Below are 21,781 nucleotides of genomic sequence, written 5' to 3'. Positions count from 1 at the left end.
CGACCCTGGATGGCCTCGCTCCGCCCGCCAGGACGGCCGGCGCGGCCTCACCAGTAGATCTGCAGGCGCCCGATGACGGTGTCGACCGAGAACGGCGCAGTGCCGAGTGTGTCGGACTGCGCCGCGCCAGGCCGCACGCGGCCGTGGATGTAGTTGGCGATGAGGCGGAGATTCGGTTCCGGGTACCAGCTCAGGCCGAGGGTGACATCCCGCTCCAAGCCGCCGCGCAGGCCCCGGTCGTCGAGGTCGATGGCGCTGAAGCGGGCGGCCAGCTCGAACACGCCGATCCCGCCCCGCGAGACCCGCTGCCCCTCCGGCACGGCCACACCCTTGAAGGTGGCGTAGGTGGTGCCGCCATTCGGCGTCAGGGCGTAGCGGCGGCCCTCCCCGTTCAGCACGAGGGCCGCCTCGATGTAGCCGCCCTGGAAGGCCCGCGCCGGCGGCGACCCGCCGGGCCCCGCGAAGCGCTCGATCTCGGCCCGGATGTACTCGGCCTGGACCAGGAACGGGCCGTTGCGATAGGCGAATTCCGCGCCGAGCCGCGAGACGCGCGCCACGTCGGGCAGGTCGCCGGTATCGGCGAACGGGCGCGCGAACAGCGACGCCTCCGCTTGAGTCGAGAAGCTGAAATCGCCGTCGCTCCGGGACCGGCGGCGATAGATCCCGGCGAGCCCGAAATGCAGGGTCTCGTTATCCGTCAGGATCGGCGCCACCGTCGCCCGCCCCGCGGCCGCGACGCCGTCCCCGCCGATGCCGTTGCTGGCGGCGTTGCCGAACACGCCGGCCACGGCGGTCCAGGCCTGCCCGTGATGCCCGACCGCGAAGCCGAAGCGTCGGTCCGGCACGAAGGCGTTGGCGAGCGAGCGCTCGGTGAACAGCGTGTCGTTGTTGCTCTGCAGCCATTCCAGGCTGAACGGCACCTTCATGTTGCCGAGGGTCAGGATCGTGTCCGGCAGCCCCTTCCAGGCCACGAAGGCGTCGTTGATCGGCAGTTGCGGATCGCTGAAATCGTACTGGAAGGCGATCACCCAGTCCTTGCCGATGGTCAGCGTCGGCTCGATCCAGGCGCGGCGCACGGCGACCTTGTCGGGGAAGGCTTCGGGCAGGCCGGGCCGGCTGAAGCCCGCCGTGCCGGCATCGAGGTGGAGCCGGCCGCCGATATTCAGCGTCACCTCGGGATCGGGAAACGTGAGGGTCAGCCCCTTCTCGTCGTAGCGCAGGCGCTCTCCGTAGGGGCCGGCCATGCCCTCGAATGCGTCGTCCCCGGCGCGGGCGGGGGTCGCGCAGGCGAGGGAGGCGGCCAAGAAGGCCTGGGCGGGGCGCGATCCGATCACGGGGCCAGCAGAGAGCAGGTCGGCCCGGCAGCGCCAACAGCGTGGGATAGCAAACCGTAAAAACGCTGGGGGCGTGACCCGGCTGCCACGATGCAGTTCCCGGGACGGCGCCCTGGCGCCGGCCAGCAGCACTGGGGATGCTGAAGGCGCGCAGCCCGGTGACTGGGTGCCCCGGGGCACGCTGGATCAAGGGTCGATTGCGGACCGATCCGGGCCAGAGCAACCTACGTGATGGAAGCCGGCAGCATTTGCGGCACCTTCGCGCGGCCTGCTCCGGACCTGCAGGCCTGGAAGGGTCGTGCCGATGTCTGCCGGGTCACTCTCCCGCCGCCGCGTCCTGGCGGTCGAGGACGAGTACTTCATCGCGGAGGAGCTGGAGGAAGCGCTGCGGAATGCCGGGGCCACCGTGCTCGGGCCGGTCGCGTCTGTCGACGGCGCCCTCGCCCTGCTCCGAACCGAGGCGGCGCCCGAGGCGGCGATCCTCGACGTGAACCTGTGCGGCGAGATGGCCTATCCGGTCGCGGACCTGCTGACGGCGCGCGGCGTTCCGTTCGTGTTCGCCACCGGCTACGATCAGGCCGCCCTGCCCGAACGCTACGCCGCGGTGCGCCATTTGGTGAAACCGTTCGAGCCGCCCGCGGTCCTTCGGGAACTCGGGCGCCTGCTCGCGGGCACGACCGCGCCGGCGTAGGGCGGCCCAGGGCAGGGCGAGGGCCGCGGCAAACAGCCTATTCCCATCCTTCCCCTCATCCTGAGGTGCCCGCGTCAGCGGGCCTCGAAGGAGGGCTCCAGGGATCGCGCGGCCGGCTGGAGCCCTCCTGCGAGGCCTCCGCTGCGCTTCGGCGCCTCAGGATGAGGGCAAGGGTGGGACGATGATGACCGGCCCTCGCGCGACGGCTTGTGTCCCGCCGTCGACCGTCTCGATGCGATCGAAAACGGCCCTACACGGCGAGATTGTCGATCAGCCGGGTCCGGCCGAGGAAGGCGGCGGCGAGGACGCGCGCCGGGCCGTCGACCCGCTCCATCGGCGCCAGGGTCCGGGCGTCGCAGACGGCGAGGTACTGAACCCGGAAGCCCGCAACCTCCAGCGCGGCCCGCCCGGCGGCGATCCGGCCGGCCACCGGGGTACCGTTGCGCGAGGCGGCCGCGATCTCGGTCAGCACTGCGTGGAGCCTCGGCGCGACCGCCCGCTCCTCGGGCGAGAGGTAGCGGTTGCGCGACGACAGAGCGAGGCCGTCCGGCTCCCGTACGGTCGGCACGCCGCGGATCTCGATCGCGAGATCGAGATCGGCCACCGCCTGCTGAATCACCCGGAGCTGCTGGAAATCCTTCTCGCCGAACAAAGCGACGTCCGGCCGGACCTGGTTCAGGAGCTTGGTCACCACGGTGGCGACCCCGGCGAAATGACCCGGCCGGAACGGCCCGCACAGCCCCTCGGACAGAGCCCCGACCTCGATCCGCGTGGCGAAGCCCGGCGGGTACATGGTCGGCACGTCGGGCGTCCAGGCGGCGTCGGCCCCCGCCCGGCCGAGGAGGGCCAGGTCGGATTCCACGTCCCGCGGATAGCGGGCGAAATCCTCGTTGGGGCCGAACTGAGTCGGGTTGACGAAGATGCTCGCCACGATGCGCTGCCCGAGCTTCCGGGCCTCCGCCACCAGGGTGAGATGGCCCTCGTGCAGGGCGCCCATCGTGGGGACCAGGACGACGCGCTCACCCGCTGCGCGCCACCCCGCCACGCAGCCGCGCAGGGCTGCGAGATCGCTGAAACGCTGCGGGATCGACTCGGGCACGGGACAGGCTCCGGGGGCGGTGCCGCCGGTCTAGAGCCGTTTCCGATCGCGTTGCAATCGGGAACGGCGCGACGGGGCCTCCGCGCCGCGCTGCCCCCCGTCAGGGACAATAGGGCAGGAGCGAGCGGCCGAAGGGATCGTCGACGCCCAGCGGTGGCGTGAAGCCGTAAGAGTTCGGATGCGACAGGCCGTATTCCGAGCCGACATAGCTCGGATCGTCCGGCGCGTTGGTGGGCACCTTTGCCCGCCGGGGCGTGCAGCCCGCCGGCACCGGCCGGCTCCGGACGGCGTAGACCGGCCGGCGATCGATCCCGTCATTGCGCGGGAAGAAGCGCGGGCTGCCGCTCACCCCGGACTCGTAGGCGCCGCGGACCTCGAGATCCGCCGCCGCGCCGGGACCAGCGGGCAGCAGGGCAAGTCCGAGCGCCGCCATCACCCCGCGCCCCACGATCCGCATGCCGGTCCCACCTCTCAGGAAGGCGCCACCGTGCGGGAACAGGGTAAACGCGCTCTTACCCGGCCCGGCTAGGCGAGCGGGACGACCAGGGCGTTCAGCGCCGCGACGAGGTCACCCTCGGTCAGGCGGATCTGGAGGCCGCGGCCGCCGCCGTTGACGTGGATCTCGGCGCCCGGGTCACCCAGGGAGCCGGCATCGACCGCCGTCGGGAAAGGCCGCTTCTGGCCGAGCGGGCTGATCCCGCCGACATGGTAGCCGGTCAGGCGCTCGGCACCGGCGGGCTTCAGCATCGCGGCGGCCTTGCCCGAGAAGGCGGCCGCGACGCGCTTCATCGCGACCTCCTTGTCGGAAGCCACCAGCAGGCAGACGGGGCGTCCATCCACCGCCGCCATCAGGGTCTTCAGCACCCGGCCGGGATCGACGCCCAACGCCTCCGCGGCCTGGAGGCCGATGCGGGAAGCGTCCGGATCGTAAGCGTAGGTGTGGACACTGTAGTGGTATCCGGCCTTGTCGAGGGCCTGCGTCGCACGTGTGATCTTGGCGGGGGCCTTCGCGGCTGTCTTCGCGGCTGTCTTGGCCATGATGTGTCCGGTCTCACGCACCGGCCGCCCGCGCGGCGACGAGCCGGCCGATCTCCGCAAAGGCCACCTCGTAGGCCGCCGCGGGGGCTGCCGAGCCGGTGACGTACACGGTCGCGATCACCGGCGCACGCCCCGGCGGCCGCAGGATCGCGACGTCGTTCACCGTGCCGTTATCACCGCTGCCGGTCTTGTCGCCCACCGGCCAGTCCGGCGGCAGTCCCGCACGGAGCCGCTTGAAGCCGGTCTGGCACGCCGCCATCCAGCCCTCCAGCCGCGCGCGCGACGGCGGGGCCAGCACCGACCCGAGCAGGATCCGCGCGAGGGTCTCGCGCATGGCCTCCGGGGTTGTGGTGTCGCGTGGATCGTGGGGGATCACGGTGTTCAGGGTCGGCTCGGTGCGGTCGAGCCGGGTGAGCGGATCGCCGAGGCTCCGCAGCCACGCGGTCAAGTCCTCCGGGCCACCGAGGCTCGCGAGCAGCAGGTTTGCGGCGGTGTTGTCGCTCCATTCGAGGGCGGCCGCGCAGAGGTCGGAAACCGTCAGGCGGCCACCACCGGTTTCCAGCGCCTTCCGGGTCACCGGCGCGTAGCTCAGCAGGTCGTCCGGTCCGTAGGCGACGCTCCGCTCCAGCGTCTCGGACCCGGCATCGACCCGGGCCAGAACCGCCGCGACGGCCAGGACCTTGAAGGTGCTGCACAGGGGGAAGCGCGCATCGGCGCGGTGTCCGATCAGGACGCGCCCGGCTGAAGCTGCCGAGACGCCGAGGCGGCCGCCGAGCCGGCTCTCGATCGCCGCGAGGTCGGTCCCGGTTCCGGCGCGGGCCGGCCGCAGATGCAGGGAGGCGGGCGCGATCAGCAGGCCGCGGCCGATGCTGCGGCGGGTCCAGAGTGTCATGGCGATTCCCGATTCGGCGCGTCCGCCTTCGTCCTGCAGCCGCAGAATGGCGCCAGGATGGTATAGGACCGGACGGGTGTTTCACGTGAAATCCTGTCCCGGCAGCCCGGCCGCCGCGGAGCGTCACGCCTTTCGAAGACCATGACCGACACCGACACGCTCTTCGCTCCCGCCAGCGGCTTCGGCCGCGCGGCGGTTGCGGTACTCCGGATCAGCGGCCCGGCCGTTGGGGATGTGGTCCAGGCGCTGGCGGGGACCCTGCCGCCGCCGCGGCGGCTGTCGCTCCGGACGCTCTGCGATCCCGCCGACGGGGCCGAGCTCGACCGGGCCCTGGTCGCGTGGTTTCCGGGCCCGGGCACCTATACCGGCGAGGACATGGCCGAGCTGCACCTGCATGGCGGCCCGGCGGTGCGCATGGGCGTGCTCGCGGCGCTCGCGCGTCTCCCGGGCTGCCGGGCCGCGGGACCGGGGGCCTTCACCCGCCGCGCCGTGCTGAACGGCCGGATGGATCTCGCCGAGGCCGAGGCGGTCGCCGACCTGATCGATGCCGAGACCGAAGGACAGCGCCGCCAGGCGCTGCGCCAGCTCGACGGTGCCCTCAGCCGGCAGGTGGCGGCCTGGCGCGCCGAGGCGATCGACTGCCTGGCCGCCGCGGAGGCGGCCCTCGACTTCGCCGACGAAGGCGACGTGGATGATGCCGGCCTCGACGCCGCCCTGTTCGGCCGGGCCGCCGCCCTGCGTGATGCCATCGTGGCGGCCCTGCGCGACGGCCGCAGGGGCGAGCGGCTGCGCGACGGCTTCACCGTAGTGCTGGCCGGTGCACCCAATGCCGGCAAATCGACCCTGCTGAACGCCCTCAGCCGGCGTGAGGTCGCAATCGTCTCGGACGTCCCGGGGACCACCCGGGATGCGATCGAGGTCCGGCTCGACCTCGGTGGCCTGCCAGTCCTGCTGGTCGATACCGCGGGCCTGCGCGACACGGCGGAGCCGGTGGAGGCCGAGGGCATCGCCCGAACCCGCCAGCGGATCGCGGGCGCAGATCTGGTGCTGCTGCTCGTTCCTCCCGATGGGACGCCACCGGATGTCGACACGGGTGCGGTTCCTTCCCTCACGATCCTGACGAAGGCCGATCTATTTGCCGGCTCACATCATGCGGGGCTTGCCGTCTCGGCGCAGACCGGCGCCGGTCTCGAGACCCTGCTCGACACCATCCAGACGGCGGCGGAAGCCGGGCTCGGCGCTGGCGACGCGCTGATCACCCGAGCGCGTCACAGGGCGGCGCTCGAGGCCTGCGTGATCCATCTCGACCGATTGCAGACCGGAGCCGGCGGCCTGCCGGAACTCGCCGCGGAGGATCTGCGGATGGCGGTCCGAGCGCTCGGCGAGGTCGGCGGCCACGTCGGCGTGGAGGATGTGCTCGACCGATTATTTGCCGGCTTCTGTATTGGGAAATGACGGCTGCCACCTCACGCGTTCGGGGTTCAGGCACGGCTGTTCCGGATCACCGTCGATCCCATCCGCACCCTCATCCTGAGGTGCCGGAGCGCAGCGGAGGCCTTGAAGGAGGGCTCCAAGGATCGTGCAACTGGCAGGGATCCTTCGAGGCTCGCTCCGCTCGCACCTCAGGATGAGAGCGCGGGTGGGAAGGGCGTTCCTAGCTGGGGATCCGCAGCACGCGCGGTCGCCAGATCCCGAGCGCCACGTTCGCGGTGGCCACGGCGAGCAGCACCCAGAGCGTGCCGCGCTCGCCCGGGAGCGAGACGGCCAGGGCGGCGGGATTGAGCGTGCCGGCGAGCGCCTGCGCGCTCTGCTCGGCCTCCCGCTTCATCGGACCCTGCACGTAGACCAAGCCGCCCTCGAACATCAGGACGCCGGTGGCGAGCTTCAGCCACGCCCAGCCGGCATTGAGATAGGCGCGGTTCAGCGCCATCGCGAGCAGGCCCGACATCAGCGTCACGGCCAGGGACGGCAGGAAGATCCAGGTGGCGACCGCGCCCATCGCCCCCCGGATTGCCGCATATCCCGACAGAGCCGCTGGCGCGGGCGCGAGGCTCAGCAGGACGACCAGCGCGGCCATTGCGCCGAGCAATCCGGCCGATCCCATCGTGTGCAGGAATTTCAGGAGGCGTCGCACGGCGTCTCACCCGGGCCGTTTCCGCTCAACCTAGCGCGGGGCATCCCAGCGGGATAGCGGCGCGCCGGTCGCAGGGTTTCCGGCCGAAACCCTCTGCCGTCTTTGCGAGCGGAGCGAAGCAATCCAGCCGGTACCAAGCCGACCGCGGTCGCGCTGCCCTGGGTCGCTTCGCTGCGCTCGCGATGACGAAGCTGCGCCGCCCCTCAGCTCCGCAGGCCAGGCGCCTCCTGGCCGGTGCGGGCGACGTACTCGGTATAGCCGCCGCCATACTGGTGGATGCCGTCCGGGGTCACTTCGAGCACCCGGTTCGACAGCGCCGCCAGGAAGTGCCGGTCGTGGGAGACGAACAGCATCGTCCCCTCGTAATTGGCGAGGGCGGTGATCAGCATCTCCTTGGTGCCCATATCGAGATGGTTCGTCGGCTCATCGAGCACCAGGAAGTTCGGCGGGTCGTAGAGCATCAGGGCCATGACCAGCCGGGCCTTCTCGCCGCCCGACAACACGCGGCAGCGCTTCTCGACATCGTCGCCCGAGAAGCCGAAGCAGCCGGCGAGCGCCCGGAGCGATCCCTGGCCCGCCTGCGGGAAGGCCTCCTCCAGGGTCTGGAACACGGTGCGGTCGCCGTCGAGCAGGTCCATGGCGTGCTGGGCGAAGTAGCCGAGCTTGACGCTGCCGCCGACCGTGACCGCGCCGTCGTCGGGCTCGGTGGTGCCGGTGACGAGCTTCAGAAGCGTCGACTTGCCGGCGCCGTTGATGCCCATCACGCACCAGCGCTCCTTGCGCCGCACCGAGAAGTCGAGCCCCTCGTAGATCGTGCGGCTGCCGTAGCGCTTGTGCACGCCCTTGAGCATCACGACGTCGTCGCCCGAGCGCGGGGCCGGCTGGAACTCGAAGGCCACCGATTGCCGCCGCCGGGGCGGCTCGACCCGCTCGATCTTGTCGAGCTTCTTCACCCGGCTCTGCACCTGGGCGGCGTGGGAGGCCCGGGCCTTGAAGCGCTCGATGAAGGCGATTTCTTTCGCCAGCATCGCCTGCTGGCGCTCGAACTGCGCCTGCTGCTGCGCCTCGTTGAGCTTCCGCTGGCCCTCGTAGAAGGCGTAGTCGCCCGAATAGGTGGTGAGCGCGCCGCCGTCGATCTCGATGACCTTGGTGACGATGCGGTTCATGAACTCGCGGTCGTGCGAGGTCATCAGCAGGGCGCCGTCATAGGCCTTCAGGAACGATTCGAGCCAGATCAGGCTCTCAAGGTCGAGGTGGTTGGACGGCTCGTCGAGGAGCATCACGTCCGGGCGCATCAGCAGGATGCGGGCGAGCGCCACGCGCATCTTCCAGCCCCCCGACAGGGCGCCGACATCGCCGTCCATCATCTCCTGGCTGAAGCTCAGGCCGTCGAGCACCTCGCGGGCCCGGCCCTCCAGGGCGTACCCGTCGAGCTCCTCGAACCGCGCCTGGACTTCGCCGTAGCGCTCGACCAGGGCGTCCATCTCGTCGGCTCGGTCCGGATCGGCCAGGGCCGCGCCGATCTCGGCGAGTTCGGCCGCCACCGCGCTCACGGGACCGGCCCCGTCCATCACCTCGGTGACGACGCTGCGGCCGGACATCTCGCCGACATCCTGGCTGAAATACCCGATGGTGATGCCCCGGTCGGCCGAGACCTGCCCCTCGTCGGGCTGCTCCTGGCCGATGATCATCCGGAACAGGGTGGTCTTGCCCGCCCCGTTCGGGCCGACGAGCCCGACCTTCTCGCCGCGCTGCAGGGCGGCCGAGGCCTCGATGAAGACGAGCTGCCGCCCGTTCTGCTTGGTGATCTTGTCCAGGCGTATCATGGCGGCGGGCGCTGTCCGGGGGAATGCCCTGGCGCTTACGGCATCCGCCTGGGCTGCGCAAAGCGTGATGTCGCAGTGCGGGATAACGCTTGCGCCCCGCGCAAGGCTGGGCGCATGCCGGGACCCGAAACCAGGCTCGGCCGTTGCCGTGTGCAACAGTTGCCATGGGCAACATGAGGAACGCGATGCTGTTCGGTTGGTGGAAGACGGGCATGGACATGGCCATGCTGGGGCTGGAGGCGCAGGGCGTCATCGCCCAGCGGATGGCGATGCTCGCCCTCGGCGGCCCGGCGGCCCAGGCCGAGGCGCAGCTGATGGTGACCGAGAAGATGCTGGCCGCCGGCGAGGCCGCCCTGATGCTCGCCGCGGGTGCCTCGAACGGCAAGGTGATCCGCAGCTACCGGCGGAAGGTCCAGGCCAATGCGAGGCGGCTGAGCCGGGGATGAGGGATCAGATCCGACCCCGCGCCGTCATCCCGAGCGCAGCGAAGCGAACCGGGGCAGCGGGAACTTCTCAGGACGTCGCGCCGCCCTGGATGGCTTCGCCGCCCGCGCAAGCACGGATACGGGCCGCCTCGAACCGGCGGCCCGACCTCAGTTGTTCGCCGTCCGGAACGTGTCGCAGGCCTTGGTCTGGCCGCTCTTGTAGCCAGCCGAGAACCAGCGCTGGCGCTGGGCCGAGGAGCCGTGGGTGAAGGAATCCGGCACCACGTAGCCCCGCGAGCGCTGCTGCAGGGCGTCGTCGCCGATCTGCGCGGCGGCGTTCAGGGCCTCGTCGATGTCGCCCTGGTCGAGCTCGGCGTATTTGTCGTTGGAGTTCTTGGCCCAGACGCCGGCGAGGCAGTCGGCCATCAGCTCGATGCGCACCGAGAGGGCGTTCGCCTCGGCCTTGCTGGAGGCCTGCTGCTGGCGGGCCTGGACCTTGCCGAGGATGCCGAGCACGTCCTGGACGTGGTGGCCGACCTCGTGGGCGATCACGTACGCGTAGGCGAAGTCGCCCTTCACGCCGAACTTCGAGGCCATCTCCTTGAAGAAGCCGGTGTCGAGATAGACCTTTTTGTCGAGCGGGCAGTAGAACGGGCCCATGGCGGCCTGGGCCGAGCCGCAGCCCGAGCGGGTGCCGCCGGTATAGAGCACCAGCGTCGTCGGCGTGTACTGCTTGCCGGTCTGCTGCGGCAGGATCTGGCTCCACACGTCCTCGGTGTTGCCCAGGATCTTCGAGGCGAACCGTCCGCTCTCGTCGGTCGGCGCCTGACGGCGCCGGGCCTGGGTCTGCGGGTCGGCCGGCTGCTCCTGCTGGGCGCGGCCGCCGCCGATCCGCTCGGCACCGCCGATCAGGATCGCCGGGTTGATGCCGGTGAAGTAGCTGACGATCAGCAGCACCACGATGGTGCCGATGCCGAGTCCGCCGGCGCCGCCGCCGGGGAAGCCCATGCCGCCGCCGCCACCCTCGCCCCGACGATCCTCGACATTGTCGGAGCTGCGTAGATCTTCCCAGCGCATGGTTGGGTCCCGCCATCGATGCCGCGCCGGCCGCCTCGGGCAGCCCACGGCTGTGTGCACGTCGCTTGGCCCGCCCGGTGGCGGACCACCGGCGGGAACGAAGCTCTAATGGCGGGAGGGGAGACCCGGTTCCGCGATCCCGGTCAAGCTTTCCCGTCGAGCAGCAGGCGCAGGGCGCGGAAATCCCGCCACGCCAAGCGCTTCTGCACCGGCTGGCGCAGCAGGAAGGCCGGGTGCAGCGTCGCCAGCACCTTCACTTCGCGGCTCGGCAATTTGTACGGGAACAGCCGGCCACGGGTCCGCAGGATGCCGTCCTTGGTGCCGGTCAGCGTCTGGGTCGCGGGCGCGCCGAGGCAGACGATGATGTCCGGGTCGACCAGCTCGATCTGGCGCTCCACGAACGGCCGGCACACCGCCACCTCCTGGGGGGTCGGGTTGCGGTTGCCCGGGGGCCGCCAGGGCACGATGTTGCCGATATAGGCGCTTGACCGGTCCAGACCGATCGCCTTCATCATCTTGTCGAGGAGCTGGCCCGAGCGGCCCATGAACGGCTTGCCGATCCGGTCCTCGTCGGCGCCGGGCGCCTCGCCGAGAAACATCACCCGCGCCTCCGGATTGCCGTCGGCGAAGACGAGGTTCTTGGCGGTGAAGCGCAGCGGACAGGCATCGAAATCCGCCAGGATCTTTTCCAGCTCGTCGAGGCTCTTGGCCTGACGCGCCCGGGCGCGGGCGTCGGACGCGGCCTCGTCGGGCTGGGCGCTGGCGGCGCGGCCGAAGGTGCGCGGCGCCGCGGCCGGCGGCGGCGATCCGGGGGGCGGAACGAGCGTGTTGGCGACCGCGCCGGCCGGCGGCTCGGCGGCCCGAGGCGCCGTGCGGCGGGGCGCGCGCAGGGTCGGCGCGGGGGCGTCGGCCTCGCCGAAGCGGTCGTGCGGCTGCTCGTCGAGCGCCGCGTCGGCCCCGGCCTCCACGTGGAAGTCGAGATAGGCGATCAGATCGGCTTGCGTGTCGGCGGGGCTCGGCATGGACTTCAGAATGTGGGGCGGCCGAGGCCTGTGGACAACTCTTGAAAGCGGCCAGCCGCCAAGGACTTGCGTGACCGAACAGCGCGGTACCGGGAGGCCGATACGGCTCGTCCCACCCGCGCCCTCATCCTGAGGTGCCGAAGCGCAGCGGAGGCCTCGCAGGAGCCCTCCTTCGAAGCGGCTGCGCCGCACCTTAGGACGAGGGCGCAGGTTGGATCACCTCGATAGCCTGCCGTGCGGCAAAGGGAACTTTGCCATAACCCTGGGCGTCGGCAACTTGCCTTTCTAGCTTGGAATCGCTTGAGACGGCATCAGGAAGGCCGGCCCGGCGACGAACCGGGCGCCGGAACAAGAAAAGGAACGTGAGGATGGCGCTGCCCGAACGCGAGAGCATGGATTTCGACGTGGTCGTGGTCGGCGCCGGACCGGCCGGGCTCGCCACCGCGATCCGCCTGAAGCAGCGCGCCGCCGAGATCGGCGAGGAGATCTCCGTCGTCGTCGTCGAGAAGGGCTCGGAGGTCGGCGCCCACATCCTGTCGGGGGCGGTGATCGACCCGAGCGGCCTCGACCGGCTGCTGCCGGAGTGGCGCACCGATCCGGAGCGGCCGCTGAAGACCGAGGTGCAGCGCGACGAGTTCATGCTGCTCACCAAGAACAGCGGCCTCACCCTGCCGAACCTGTTCTTCCCCAAGCTCATGTCGAACCACGGAAATTTCGTCGGCTCGCTGTCGAACGTCTGCAAGTATCTCGGGGCCCAGGCCGAGGCGCTCGGCGTCGAGATCTATCCGGGCTTCCCGGCCTCCGAGGTGCTGTTCGACGCCAACGGCGCCGTGGCGGGCGTCGCCACCGGCGACCTCGGCATCGGCCGGTCGGGCGAGCCGCGCGCGGACTACACCCGCGGCATGGAATTGCGCGCCAAGTACACGGTGTTCGGCGAGGGCGCCCGGGGTAACCTGACCAAGGGCCTGATCCAGCGCTTCGAGCTCAACCGGCACAGCGACGTGTTCAAGTACGGGCTCGGCGTGAAGGAGCTGTGGCAGCTCGCGCCCGGCAAGTTCGAGCCGGGGCTGGTGCGCCACACGATGGGCTGGCCGCTGCCCAACCGGGCCGGCGGCGGCTCCTGGCTGTACCATTTCGACGACAACCTGCTCTCGGTCGGCTTCGTCACGCACCTGAACTACGAGAACCCGACCCTGTCGCCGTTCGAGGAGTTCCAGCGCTTCAAGACCCACCCGCTGATCGCCGAAACCTTTGAGGGCGCCAAGCGCATCGGCTACGGCGCTCGCGCCATCATGGAGGGCGGCTGGCAATCGGTGCCCAAGCTGGTCTTCCCCGGCGGCTGCCTGGTCGGCTGCTCGGCGGGCTTCGTGAACGTGCCGCGGATCAAGGGCTCGCACAACGCGGTGCTCTCCGGCATGCAGGCGGCCGACGCCATCGCCGATGCCCTGAAGGCGGGCCGCGCCGGCGACGAGCTCACCGCCTACGAAGCCGGCTGGCGCGACAGCCCGATCGGGCAGGACCTCAAGGCGGTGCGCAACGTCAAGCCGCTCTGGTCCAAGTACGGCACGCTGGTGGGCGTCGGCCTCGGCGGGATCGACATGTGGGCGACGAGCCTGCTGGGCGCCTCGCCGTTCGGCACGCTGTCCCACGGCAAGCCGGATCACGCCTGCCTGAAGCCGCTCTCGGAGGTGACGCCGATCGTCTACCCGAAGCCCGACGGCAAGCTGACCTTCGACCGGCTGTCCTCGGTCTACCTGTCGAACACCAACCACGAGGAGGACCAGCCGCCCCACCTGAAGGTCCGCGACCTAGAGCTGCAGAAGCGCTCCGAGCACGACGTCTACGGCGGGCCCTCGGGCCGCTACTGCCCGGCGGGCGTCTACGAATGGGTGGAGGATTCCTCCGCCAGCGACGGGGTGCGCTACCAGATCAACGCGCAGAACTGCGTCCACTGCAAGACGTGCGACATCAAGGATCCGAACCAGAACATCGACTGGGTGACGCCGGAGGGACCGGGCGGGCCGAACTACCCGAACATGTGAGGGCCGCCCTCGGCCCAGGAGCCGAGGCACCCCGTCCTTGCGAGCGCAGCGAAGCGATCCAGGGAACCGCGATGTCCTGGGAAGTCCCGCCGCCTTGGGTCGCTTCGCTGCGCTCGCGAGGACGGGAAGGCGGACGACCCGGGCATCCGCCCCCGCGCCATCCTTTCGCCTTGCGGGGCTGGCGGGATGGGTTCAGTGTCCCCAGCGTTTTTTCGGGGACGCCCCGCCATTCTCGCGCCCGGCCCACTTGCGAGCCGGCGCCCAGGAGCCGCGATCGGTTCATGATGACATCTCGCGCCCGCCGGAGCGTTTCGGCGCTCGCCCTGCTGCTCGCCGCCGGGCTTCCGCAGACCGGGCTCGCCGCGCAGCCGAGGGAATCGACCCCGGTGCTCGACTACGAGCCCGCGGATTCGCTGGAGGGCAACTTCCTCTCCGCCTACATCGCGGGCGCGTCCCGGGACACGGCAGCGGCGGCGACCTTCTACCGCGAGGCGGTCAAGGCCGACCCGCGCAACGCGGAACTCGTCGAGCGCGCCTTCATCTCGCTCTTGGCCGACGGCGCCCTGCCGGACGCGTTCCGCACCGCCGAGAAGCTGATCGCCCGCGATCCGACCAACGGGCTCGCCAACCTCTCCCTCGGGGTGCGCCAGATCAAGGCCGGCCAATGGGCCGCCGCACGCCAGAATTTTTCGCGCAGCGGCCGGGGTGCTGCGACCGACCTCACCGCGACGCTGCTCACCGCCTGGTCGTATGCCGGCGCCGGTGACGGCAAGAAGGCTCTGGAGACGGTCAACAAGCTCCGCGGCGAGCGCTACTACAACACGTTCCGTGACTACCATGCCGGCCTGATCGCGGCGGTGACCGGCGACAATGCCGAGGCCGAGCGCCGCCTGAAGGCGGCCTATGAGGCCGACCGCAACACCCTGCGCATCGTCGATGCCTACGCGCGGATGGAGGCGAGCCTCGGCCGCACCGACCTGGCAATCCAGGCCTATTCCGATTTCGACCAGCTCTCGCCCCGCCATCCGCTGGTGCGCGACGCCCTGGACAAGCTCAAGGCCGGCAAGCCGCTCACGCGCCTGATCGGCAACGCCCAGGAGGGCGCCGCCGAGGTGCTGTACGGGCTGGGCTCCGCGGGCTCGACGCAGGGCGACGAGCTGCCCGCCGTGATCTACCTGCGGCTGGCGCTCTACCTCGCCCCCGACCACGCCCTCGCCCGGCTGACGCTGGCCGACACCCTCGACCGGATGAAGCAGCCCGAGCGCGCCAACGAGGCCTACGCGCAGATTCCCGCCAATTCCCCGCTCAAGCTCAACGGCGATATCCAGATCGGCCAGAACCTGGAGCAGATGGGCAAGGGCGACGAGGCGCTCGAGCATCTCGACGCCACCATGAAGGCGCATCCGGACGACATCGACGTGATCACCGCGCTCGGCAACGTCCAGCGCGCGCGCAAGAAGTACGAGGAGGCGGCGGCGACCTACACCCGCGCCATCGACCTGATCGGCGACCGGCCGCAATCCAATTACTGGACGACCTACTACTTCCGCGGCACCGCCTACGAGCGCGCCAAGCAATGGCCGAAGGCCGAGGCCGACCTGAAGAAGGCCCTGTCCCTGGTGCCGGCCAGTCAGCCGGCCGCCAAGGCGCAGGTGATGAACTACCTGGGCTATTCCTGGGTCGACCAGAACACCAACATCGACGAGGCGTTCAAGCTGCTGCAACAGGCCGCCGACGCGAGCCCCCGCGACGGCATGATCGTCGACAGCCTCGGCTGGGCCTATTTCCGCCTTGGCCGCTGGGACGACGCGGTGCGCGAACTGGAGAAGGCGGTCGAGCTGAAGCCCGGCGATCCGACCATCAACGACCATCTGGGCGACGCCTACTGGCGCTCCGGCCGGCGCCTTGAGGGCAAGTTCCAGTGGCAGCACGCCAAGGATCTGAACCCCGAGCCGGACGACCTCGCGCAGATCAACACGAAGCTGAAGGACGGCCTGCCCGACATCGAGAAGCCGACCGCCACCGCCGAGACTGTGCCGGCCCCGGTCGCCGCCCCGCACAACGCCGAGAACCCGGAGCTGCCGAAGGGCGCGCCGCAGCCGCACGAGGCGCCGGGCGCCGCCGACAAGGCCAAGAAGTCGGGGGGCTGACGGAGCCGCGCCCGTCCTTCTCGGATCGCTCACTCTCTCCTCGGTGCCGGCGCATCGCGGCCGCTTCCTCCTGTCATTCCGGGGCCGCGCAGCGGAGCCCGGAATCCAGAGCCGCCGACCCGCCAAGATCCGGCACCGAGCGCGGTTCTGGATTTTGGGCTCGCCTTCGGCGTCCCGAAATGACGGCGTGGATCTCCGGCCGTAGACGGCCAACAGGGAGACGGATTTTCCTAAGCGTGCCGCCGTCAGCCCTTGTGAGGCGGGGCGACCATCCTTTCCGGATCGACAAGAGTATTTTGTCGGCCACCTCATAAAAATCGACGCGCATTTCTGAACGGTTTGACGCACAGTGCGCAGCCGTTCGCGGGCGGCTGCCCGCACGACCGGTCACCCGCACGGCAACAGCCGGCGGTCGGGCGCCGAGCCCGCAATCCAGGGAGGGAACGCCCATGCCGTCAGACATCGAGATCGCCCGCGCCGCGACCCTGAAGCCGATCGCGCAGGTCGCCGAAAGGCTCGGCATCCCGGATGACGCGCTCCACAATTACGGCAAGCACATCGCCAAGATCGACCACGGCTACATCGCCGGGCTGGAGAGCCGGAAGCCCGGCAAGCTCGTGCTGGTCACCGCGATCTCTCCGACCCCGGCCGGCGAGGGCAAGACCACCACCACGGTGGGTCTGGGCGACGCCCTGAACCGCATCGGCGAGAAGACCATGATCTGCCTGCGCGAGCCCTCGCTCGGGCCGTGCTTCGGCATGAAGGGCGGCGCCGCCGGCGGCGGCAAGGCGCAGGTCGTGCCGATGGAGCAGATCAACCTGCACTTCACCGGCGACTTCCACGCCATCACGTCGGCCCACAGCCTCGCGGCCGCGCTGATCGACAACCACGTCTACTGGGCGAACGAGCTCAACATCGACGTCCGCCGCATCCACTGGCGCCGGGTCGTCGACATGAACGACCGCGCGCTCCGCCAGATCACCCAGTCGCTCGGCGGCGTCGCCAACGGCTTCCCCCGCGAGGACGGGTTCGACATCACGGTGGCGTCCGAGGTGATGGCGGTGTTCTGCCTCGCGCGTGACCTCGCCGATCTGGAGGAGCGCCTCGGCCGGATCGTCATCGCCGAAACCCGCGACCGCAAGCTCGTCACCCTCAAGGACGTGAAGGCCACCGGCGCCATGACGGTGCTGCTCAAGGACGCCCTGCAGCCGAACCTCGTGCAGACGCTCGAGGGCAACCCGGCGCTGATCCATGGCGGCCCCTTCGCCAACATCGCCCATGGCTGCAACTCGGTGATCGCCACGCGGGCCGGCCTGCGGCTCGCCGACTACACGGTGACGGAGGCCGGCTTCGGCGCCGATCTCGGTGCCGAGAAGTTTTTGGACATCAAGTGCCGGCAGGCTGGCCTCGTCCCCTCGGCCGTCGTGGTCGTGGCGACGATCCGCGCCCTCAAGATGCACGGCGGCGTCGACAAGAAGAACCTGGGCGGCGAGAATATCGACGCCCTGGAGAAGGGGTTCGCCAACCTCGCCCGGCACGTCACCAACCTGCGCGGCTTCGGCCTGCCGGTGGTGGTCGGCGTCAACCACTTCCACGCCGACACCGACGCCGAGCACGCCAAGCTGAAAGAGCTGTGCCGCGAGCGCCTCGACGTCGAGGCGATCACCTGTCGCCACTGGGCCGAGGGCGGCGCCGGCGCCGAGGAGCTCGCCCGCGCGGTGGTGAAGCTCAGCGAGGCCGAGCCGGCGCCGATCCGGCACGCCTACGAGACCGAGAGCCGCCTCACCGACAAGATCCGGGCGATCGCCACCAAGCTCTACGGCGCCGCCGACATCCAGATCGAGACCAAGGCCGCCGGCAAGCTCGCCACCTTCGAGAAGGACGGCTACGGCCACCTGCCGATCTGCATGGCCAAGACCCAGTACTCGTTCTCCACCGACCCGACCCTGATGGGCGCGCCCGAGGGCCACATCGTCGGCGTGCGCGACGTCCGGCTCTCGGCCGGCGCCGGCTTCGTGGTGGCGATCTGCGGGGAGATCATGACCATGCCGGGCCTGCCCCGGGTGCCGGCCGCCGACACGATCCGGCTGGATGCCAACGGGCAGATCGACGGGCTGTTCTGAGGATCCTGCGCGGCCTTCGAGGGTGGCTCAAGGCCGCGCAGGACCGTCCCAGAGGTTCAGCAGGGACATACCGGTTGTCGCTGAGGCAGTCAGGGGCGATCGGCTGTCTCGGGCAGAGGGCTGGAACGCGGGAAATCGATCGCGATATCTTCGACGCCCTCCGGCCACCCCAGGGTCTCAACGAAATGGGGCTCCTGTCCCATGAGTCGCCGGTACTCGGCGAAGCTGAGCAGGACATGAGTGGGCTGGCCGCGATCCGTAATGAACACAGGTCCACCGGCTGCTGCTTTCTTGGCGCGTTCGGTATCCTGATCGAAGGCTGAGCTCGTCAGGGTGGTGATTGCCATGTTCGCCGCCCCGTCCAAGATTCGCGCGCTGTCCGCAGGGCTCTGCCCTGCACCCGCAAAAGGTCGTGGCCTTTTGAAGCCGGGACTTAGGCACCCCCGAACAAGTCCACCGCCAGCCGAGAATGGGCCTCGCGCAGCAGCCCGGTATCGACCCCGAGCGGCTGCCCGTCGATCACCCGCCACTGACCCGCCACCATCACCCGGTCGGCCCGGGTGGCGCCGCACAGGACCAGGGCCGCCAGCGGGTCGTGGGCGCCGGAGAAGCGTAGTTCGTCCAGGGTGAACAGCGCCAGGTCGGCCTCCCGGCCCAGCGCGATCCGGCCGATATCGGAGCGGCCGAGGCACGCCGCCGAGCCCTCGGTCGCCCAGCGCAGGGCGTCGAGATGCGTCACGGTCTCGGCCCCGTAGGTCAGCCGGTTGATCATCAGCGCGTGGCGCACGCCCTCCATCAGGTTCGAGCTGTCGTTCGAGGCCGAGCCGTCGACCCCGAGGCCGACGGGCGAACCCGCCGCCTCCAGGTCGCAGGTGCGGCAGCGGCCCGACGCCAGAGTCATGTTCGAGGTCGGGCAGTGGCACACGCCGACGCCGGCCTTGCCCAGGCGCGCGACCTCGGCATCGGTGAAGTGGATGCCGTGGGCGAGCCAGACCCGGTCGCTCAGCCAGCCGACCTCCTCCAGATACTCCACCGGCCGGCAGCCGAACATCGACTGACAGTATTCGTCCTCGTCCAGCGTCTCGCCGAGATGGGTGTGGAGCCGGCACGCGTGCCGGGCGGCCAGCGTGGCGCTCTCGCACATCAGGCGCTTGGTCACCGCGAAGGGCGAGCACGGCGCGAGCGCGACCTGCACCATCGCGCCCGGGGCGGGATCGTGGAACAGGTTCAGCACCCGCTCGCAATCGGCGAGGATCGTGTCGTCGTCCTGCGTCAGCGCCGCAGGGGGCAGGCCGCCCTCCCGGTCGGACAGGCTCATGGAGCCGCGGGTGATGGCGGCGCGGATCCCGAGGGCCCGGGCCTCCGCGACCTGGACGTCCATCGAATTCTCCAGGCCCTTCGGGAACAGGTAATGGTGGTCGCCCGCGGTGGTGCAGCCCGAGAGCAGCAGCTCGGTGAAAGCCACCTGCGTGGCGAGCCGGAACGCCTCCGGGGTGATCCGCCCCCAGACCGTGTAGAGCGCCTTCAGCCAGGGGAAGAGCGGCTTGTTGATCGCGAGCGGATGCGCGCGGGTCAGCGTCTGGAAGGCGTGATGGTGGGTGTTGATCAGCCCGGGGATGACCACGTGGCGCGACGCGTCGAAGGTCTCGTCGACGGGCGCTGCGGGACGGGCACCCGCCGGCACGTGCTCGACGATCCGGGTTCCCGCGACCACCACCCCGCCGCCGGCCCCCTCGGCCAGAATGGCGAGCGGATCGCGGATCCACAGGCGGCGCGGGCCCGGTTCAGCTGCCTCGGCCATGCTCTCGGTCGCTCCGTCCGCCCAACCCGGGATGCGTAGCGGAGCGATCCGACCTCCGGCAAGCCTGCGCCGGGCGCGGCGCGCTAGCGGATGCCTGCGCCCGGTGCCCAGGACTGGCCGCGCATCTCCGCGCGGGTCCCGGCCTCGGCAGACTAGCTCCGGAACGACTCCGCCGTCAGGACGTGCTGCGGCGCCCCGCCGGCCGGCACGGCGACGCCCCGCCGGGTGAGCCAGGCCTCCATCTCGGCAATCTCGCGCTGCTGCTCGACGATGACCGCCTCGGCGAGCTGACGGGTCCAGGGATCGGTCGCGTGCACGAGGGCGACCTGCGCCATCGCGATCGCGCCCTGGTGGTGCGGGATCATCTGAAGCCGGAAATCGACGTCGGGATCCCCCGTATAGGGGACCGCCATGGCGCGCATCATCGCGCCGTGCGCGGCCTTGAAGCCCTGCGTCGCCGGCGGGTCGCCCCCGGGTCCATGTGCGGACGAACTGTGAGCTGAATGCTGGGCGAGGGCCGTGCTCGCGGTCAGAACGAGCCCGAGGCCCAGGGCCGGCCCAAGATGTCGCATGCCTGTTTCCCCTCCGCACACGTGCCGATCCAGCGTCGATTCGGGCACGCTGGGGCTTGCCATAGTGGCAAGGTCAACGTCGCGACACCGATCGGCGGCGATCAGGGTTGACGGGCCCGGCCGTGCTTGGGAAACGTCACGAAGACTGACCTATCACCCGTTGGGAGCGGCCGCGCCGTGACACGGACAGCCCCGCGCGAAGGGTCCTTCGCGGCCAAGCCCGTCCCGGGCGCCCCACCGGCGACCCTCGGCAGCGACGACCTGATCGAGCTCCTGTTCTTCGCCTACCGGGATTTCGTGGGCGATCCCGACCGGATCCTGGCGGATTACGGCTTCGGCCGGGCCCACCACCGGGTGCTGCACTTCGTCGACCGCTATCCGGGCCTGACCATCGCCGAACTCCTCGACATCCTGCGCATCACCAAGCAAAGCCTGAACCGGGTGCTCAAGGACCTGATCGGGCAGGGCTACATCGCGCAGAAGCCGGGTTCGAGCGACCGGCGCCAGCGCCTCCTGTACTGCACGGAGGCCGGCGCCGGGCTCGCGGCCGACCTCACGCGGGTCCAGGCGCGCCGCCTCGCCCGGGCCCTCGCCGCACCGGACGCGCGGGGCTCCCCGGAGGACTTCCTGATGGCGATGATCGAGCCGGAGGACCGCCCGGCGGTCCAGCGCCTGATGGCGCGGCGCGGGAGCGCGGCCGATACCCGTGCAGCCGACCCGCGCGCGGCCGATTTCCGCGCGACCGGCGGGGGCGGCGCGTGACGGCCGCCCGGGCCGAGCTGCCCGACGAGGCGCCGCACGTCCTCGTGGTCGACGACGACCGCCGCCTGCGCGACCTGCTCGCCCGCTACCTCACCGACCAGGGGTTCCGGGTCACCACGGCGGCGAGCGCCGCCGAGGCCCGGGCCCGGGCCCAGAGCGTCGTGTTCGACGCGATGGTGCTCGACGTGATGATGCCCGGCGAGAACGGCTTCGACTACGCCCGCAGCGTGCGCGAGACCTCCCGGGTGCCGATCCTGATGCTCACCGCCCGCTCCAACCCGAACGACCGGGTGATGGGCCTGGAGATCGGCGCGGACGATTACCTGCCCAAGCCCTTCGAGCCCCGGGAGCTGACGCTCCGGCTGAACAACATCATCCAGCGCGGCGTGCGCCCGCGTGCGGCGGCCGCCGAGGCCGTGACCTTCGGGCCGTTCGCGTTCCGGATCGACCGGGGCGAGCTGCGCCGGGATGACGAGCTGATCCGCATCACCGACCGCGAGCGCGAGATCCTGACGATCCTGGCCATGGCCGGGGGCGGCAATGTCGAGCGGGAGCAGCTCGCCGGCTCCGGCGGGGCGGCCATGGAGCGCACGGTCGACGTCCAGATCAACCGCCTGCGCCGCAAGACCGAAGTCGATCCCGCCAACCCACTGTTCCTGCAGACGGTCCGGGGCGTCGGCTACCGGCTGGCGGTGGATTGAGGACGGGTCTGAGCGACATCGGCTTAGCCGGGGTGATGTCCGAGAGGGGTGGAAACCCGCCGGTCCGCTCTTGGCGTCGTATCGCCGAAAGC

General features: G+C 70.6%; 20 protein-coding genes. 8 read left to right on the top strand and 12 right to left on the bottom strand.

Annotated features, from left to right (window positions below):
- Positions 1–47: 47 nt before the first annotated feature.
- The gene (locus AC3WSN_RS23115) at positions 48–1,334 is read right to left on the bottom strand and encodes an OprO/OprP family phosphate-selective porin (protein ID WP_492541147.1); all 1,287 of its coding nucleotides are present in this window, start codon (positions 1,332–1,334) and stop codon (positions 48–50) included.
- A gap of 304 nt (positions 1,335–1,638) precedes the next feature.
- Here AC3WSN_RS23115 and AC3WSN_RS23110 point away from each other — a divergent pair, with 304 nt between their 5' ends.
- The gene (locus AC3WSN_RS23110; RefSeq protein WP_492541146.1) at positions 1,639–2,025 is read left to right on the top strand and encodes a response regulator; all 387 of its coding nucleotides are present in this window, start codon (positions 1,639–1,641) and stop codon (positions 2,023–2,025) included.
- Positions 2,026–2,275: 250 nt separating this feature from the next.
- Here AC3WSN_RS23110 and panC read toward each other — a convergent pair whose 3' ends face one another.
- The 4 genes from panC to bla all read right to left on the bottom strand — a co-directional run bounded on the left by panC (position 2,276) and on the right by bla (position 5,054).
- On the bottom strand, positions 2,276–3,124 hold the full coding sequence (panC, locus tag AC3WSN_RS23105) for a pantoate--beta-alanine ligase (RefSeq protein ID WP_492541144.1): 849 nt from the start codon (positions 3,122–3,124) through the stop codon (positions 2,276–2,278).
- 100 nt (positions 3,125–3,224) lie between these two features.
- Positions 3,225–3,581 (bottom strand): hypothetical protein, encoded by a 357-nt coding sequence (locus tag AC3WSN_RS23100; protein ID WP_492541142.1) that lies wholly within the window; start codon positions 3,579–3,581, stop codon positions 3,225–3,227.
- 68 nt (positions 3,582–3,649) lie between these two features.
- Entirely contained in the window at positions 3,650–4,162 is a 513-nt protein-coding gene (locus tag AC3WSN_RS23095) for a YbaK/EbsC family protein (protein WP_492541140.1), read from the bottom strand.
- A 13-nt stretch (positions 4,163–4,175) separates the two neighbouring features.
- On the bottom strand, positions 4,176–5,054 hold the full coding sequence (bla, locus tag AC3WSN_RS23090) for a class A beta-lactamase (RefSeq protein ID WP_492541138.1): 879 nt from the start codon (positions 5,052–5,054) through the stop codon (positions 4,176–4,178).
- Positions 5,055–5,195: 141 nt separating this feature from the next.
- Between bla and mnmE the strand changes: the two genes are divergently transcribed.
- A complete protein-coding gene (gene mnmE / locus AC3WSN_RS23085; protein WP_492541136.1) occupies positions 5,196–6,509 on the top strand; it encodes a tRNA uridine-5-carboxymethylaminomethyl(34) synthesis GTPase MnmE in 1,314 nt (437 codons plus the stop codon).
- A gap of 199 nt (positions 6,510–6,708) precedes the next feature.
- Here mnmE and AC3WSN_RS23080 read toward each other — a convergent pair whose 3' ends face one another.
- Positions 6,709–7,188 (bottom strand): hypothetical protein, encoded by a 480-nt coding sequence (locus AC3WSN_RS23080; RefSeq protein ID WP_492541134.1) that lies wholly within the window; start codon positions 7,186–7,188, stop codon positions 6,709–6,711.
- Positions 7,189–7,391: 203 nt separating this feature from the next.
- Positions 7,392–9,014: an ABC-F family ATP-binding cassette domain-containing protein gene (locus AC3WSN_RS23075; RefSeq protein ID WP_492541132.1), complete on the bottom strand. Its 1,623-nt coding sequence runs from the start codon at positions 9,012–9,014 to the stop codon at positions 7,392–7,394.
- A 185-nt stretch (positions 9,015–9,199) separates the two neighbouring features.
- Here AC3WSN_RS23075 and AC3WSN_RS23070 point away from each other — a divergent pair, with 185 nt between their 5' ends.
- On the top strand, positions 9,200–9,460 hold the full coding sequence (locus AC3WSN_RS23070) for a hypothetical protein (RefSeq protein WP_192710424.1): 261 nt from the start codon (positions 9,200–9,202) through the stop codon (positions 9,458–9,460).
- Between the two features lie 147 nt (positions 9,461–9,607).
- On the opposite strand, the gene ypfJ is transcribed toward AC3WSN_RS23070, so the two are convergent.
- Together ypfJ and AC3WSN_RS23060 are read right to left on the bottom strand one after the other, a co-directional pair.
- Positions 9,608–10,516 (bottom strand): KPN_02809 family neutral zinc metallopeptidase, encoded by a 909-nt coding sequence (ypfJ, locus tag AC3WSN_RS23065; RefSeq protein WP_192710425.1) that lies wholly within the window; start codon positions 10,514–10,516, stop codon positions 9,608–9,610.
- Positions 10,517–10,659: 143 nt separating this feature from the next.
- The gene (locus AC3WSN_RS23060) at positions 10,660–11,538 is read right to left on the bottom strand and encodes a uracil-DNA glycosylase (protein ID WP_492541129.1); all 879 of its coding nucleotides are present in this window, start codon (positions 11,536–11,538) and stop codon (positions 10,660–10,662) included.
- 368 nt (positions 11,539–11,906) lie between these two features.
- Here AC3WSN_RS23060 and AC3WSN_RS23055 point away from each other — a divergent pair, with 368 nt between their 5' ends.
- The 3 genes from AC3WSN_RS23055 (at position 11,907) to AC3WSN_RS23045 (ending at position 17,853) form a co-directional block, all read left to right on the top strand.
- Positions 11,907–13,580, top strand: coding sequence for an electron transfer flavoprotein-ubiquinone oxidoreductase (locus AC3WSN_RS23055; protein ID WP_492541127.1), 1,674 nt, complete (start codon positions 11,907–11,909; stop codon positions 13,578–13,580).
- A 281-nt stretch (positions 13,581–13,861) separates the two neighbouring features.
- The gene (locus tag AC3WSN_RS23050) at positions 13,862–15,730 is read left to right on the top strand and encodes a tetratricopeptide repeat protein (protein ID WP_192710428.1); all 1,869 of its coding nucleotides are present in this window, start codon (positions 13,862–13,864) and stop codon (positions 15,728–15,730) included.
- 449 nt (positions 15,731–16,179) lie between these two features.
- Positions 16,180–17,853, top strand: coding sequence for a formate--tetrahydrofolate ligase (locus AC3WSN_RS23045; protein WP_192710429.1), 1,674 nt, complete (start codon positions 16,180–16,182; stop codon positions 17,851–17,853).
- 89 nt (positions 17,854–17,942) lie between these two features.
- Here the strand turns inward: AC3WSN_RS23045 and AC3WSN_RS23040 are convergent, their stop codons facing one another.
- The 3 genes from AC3WSN_RS23040 to copM all read right to left on the bottom strand — a co-directional run bounded on the left by AC3WSN_RS23040 (position 17,943) and on the right by copM (position 20,226).
- Positions 17,943–18,200, bottom strand: a complete 258-nt coding sequence (locus tag AC3WSN_RS23040; protein WP_492541124.1) for a type II toxin-antitoxin system prevent-host-death family antitoxin — start codon at positions 18,198–18,200, stop codon at positions 17,943–17,945.
- A gap of 86 nt (positions 18,201–18,286) precedes the next feature.
- Positions 18,287–19,654, bottom strand: a complete 1,368-nt coding sequence (locus AC3WSN_RS23035) for an 8-oxoguanine deaminase (RefSeq protein WP_492541122.1) — start codon at positions 19,652–19,654, stop codon at positions 18,287–18,289.
- Between the two features lie 152 nt (positions 19,655–19,806).
- A complete protein-coding gene (gene copM, locus AC3WSN_RS23030) occupies positions 19,807–20,226 on the bottom strand; it encodes a CopM family metallochaperone (RefSeq protein WP_492541120.1) in 420 nt (139 codons plus the stop codon).
- A gap of 177 nt (positions 20,227–20,403) precedes the next feature.
- Here copM and AC3WSN_RS23025 point away from each other — a divergent pair, with 177 nt between their 5' ends.
- Positions 20,404–20,988: a MarR family winged helix-turn-helix transcriptional regulator gene (locus AC3WSN_RS23025; protein ID WP_492541118.1), complete on the top strand. Its 585-nt coding sequence runs from the start codon at positions 20,404–20,406 to the stop codon at positions 20,986–20,988.
- A complete protein-coding gene (locus tag AC3WSN_RS23020; protein WP_192710434.1) occupies positions 20,985–21,689 on the top strand; it encodes a response regulator in 705 nt (234 codons plus the stop codon). The genes AC3WSN_RS23025 and AC3WSN_RS23020 overlap by 4 nt, the downstream gene beginning before the upstream one ends.
- Positions 21,690–21,781 lie beyond the last annotated feature (92 nt).

This window comes from Methylobacterium sp. FW102-HT35C08 (assembly GCF_058790235.1).
Note: the sequence above shows the minus strand (reverse complement) of the source record. Positions and strands in the feature narration are given on the sequence as shown.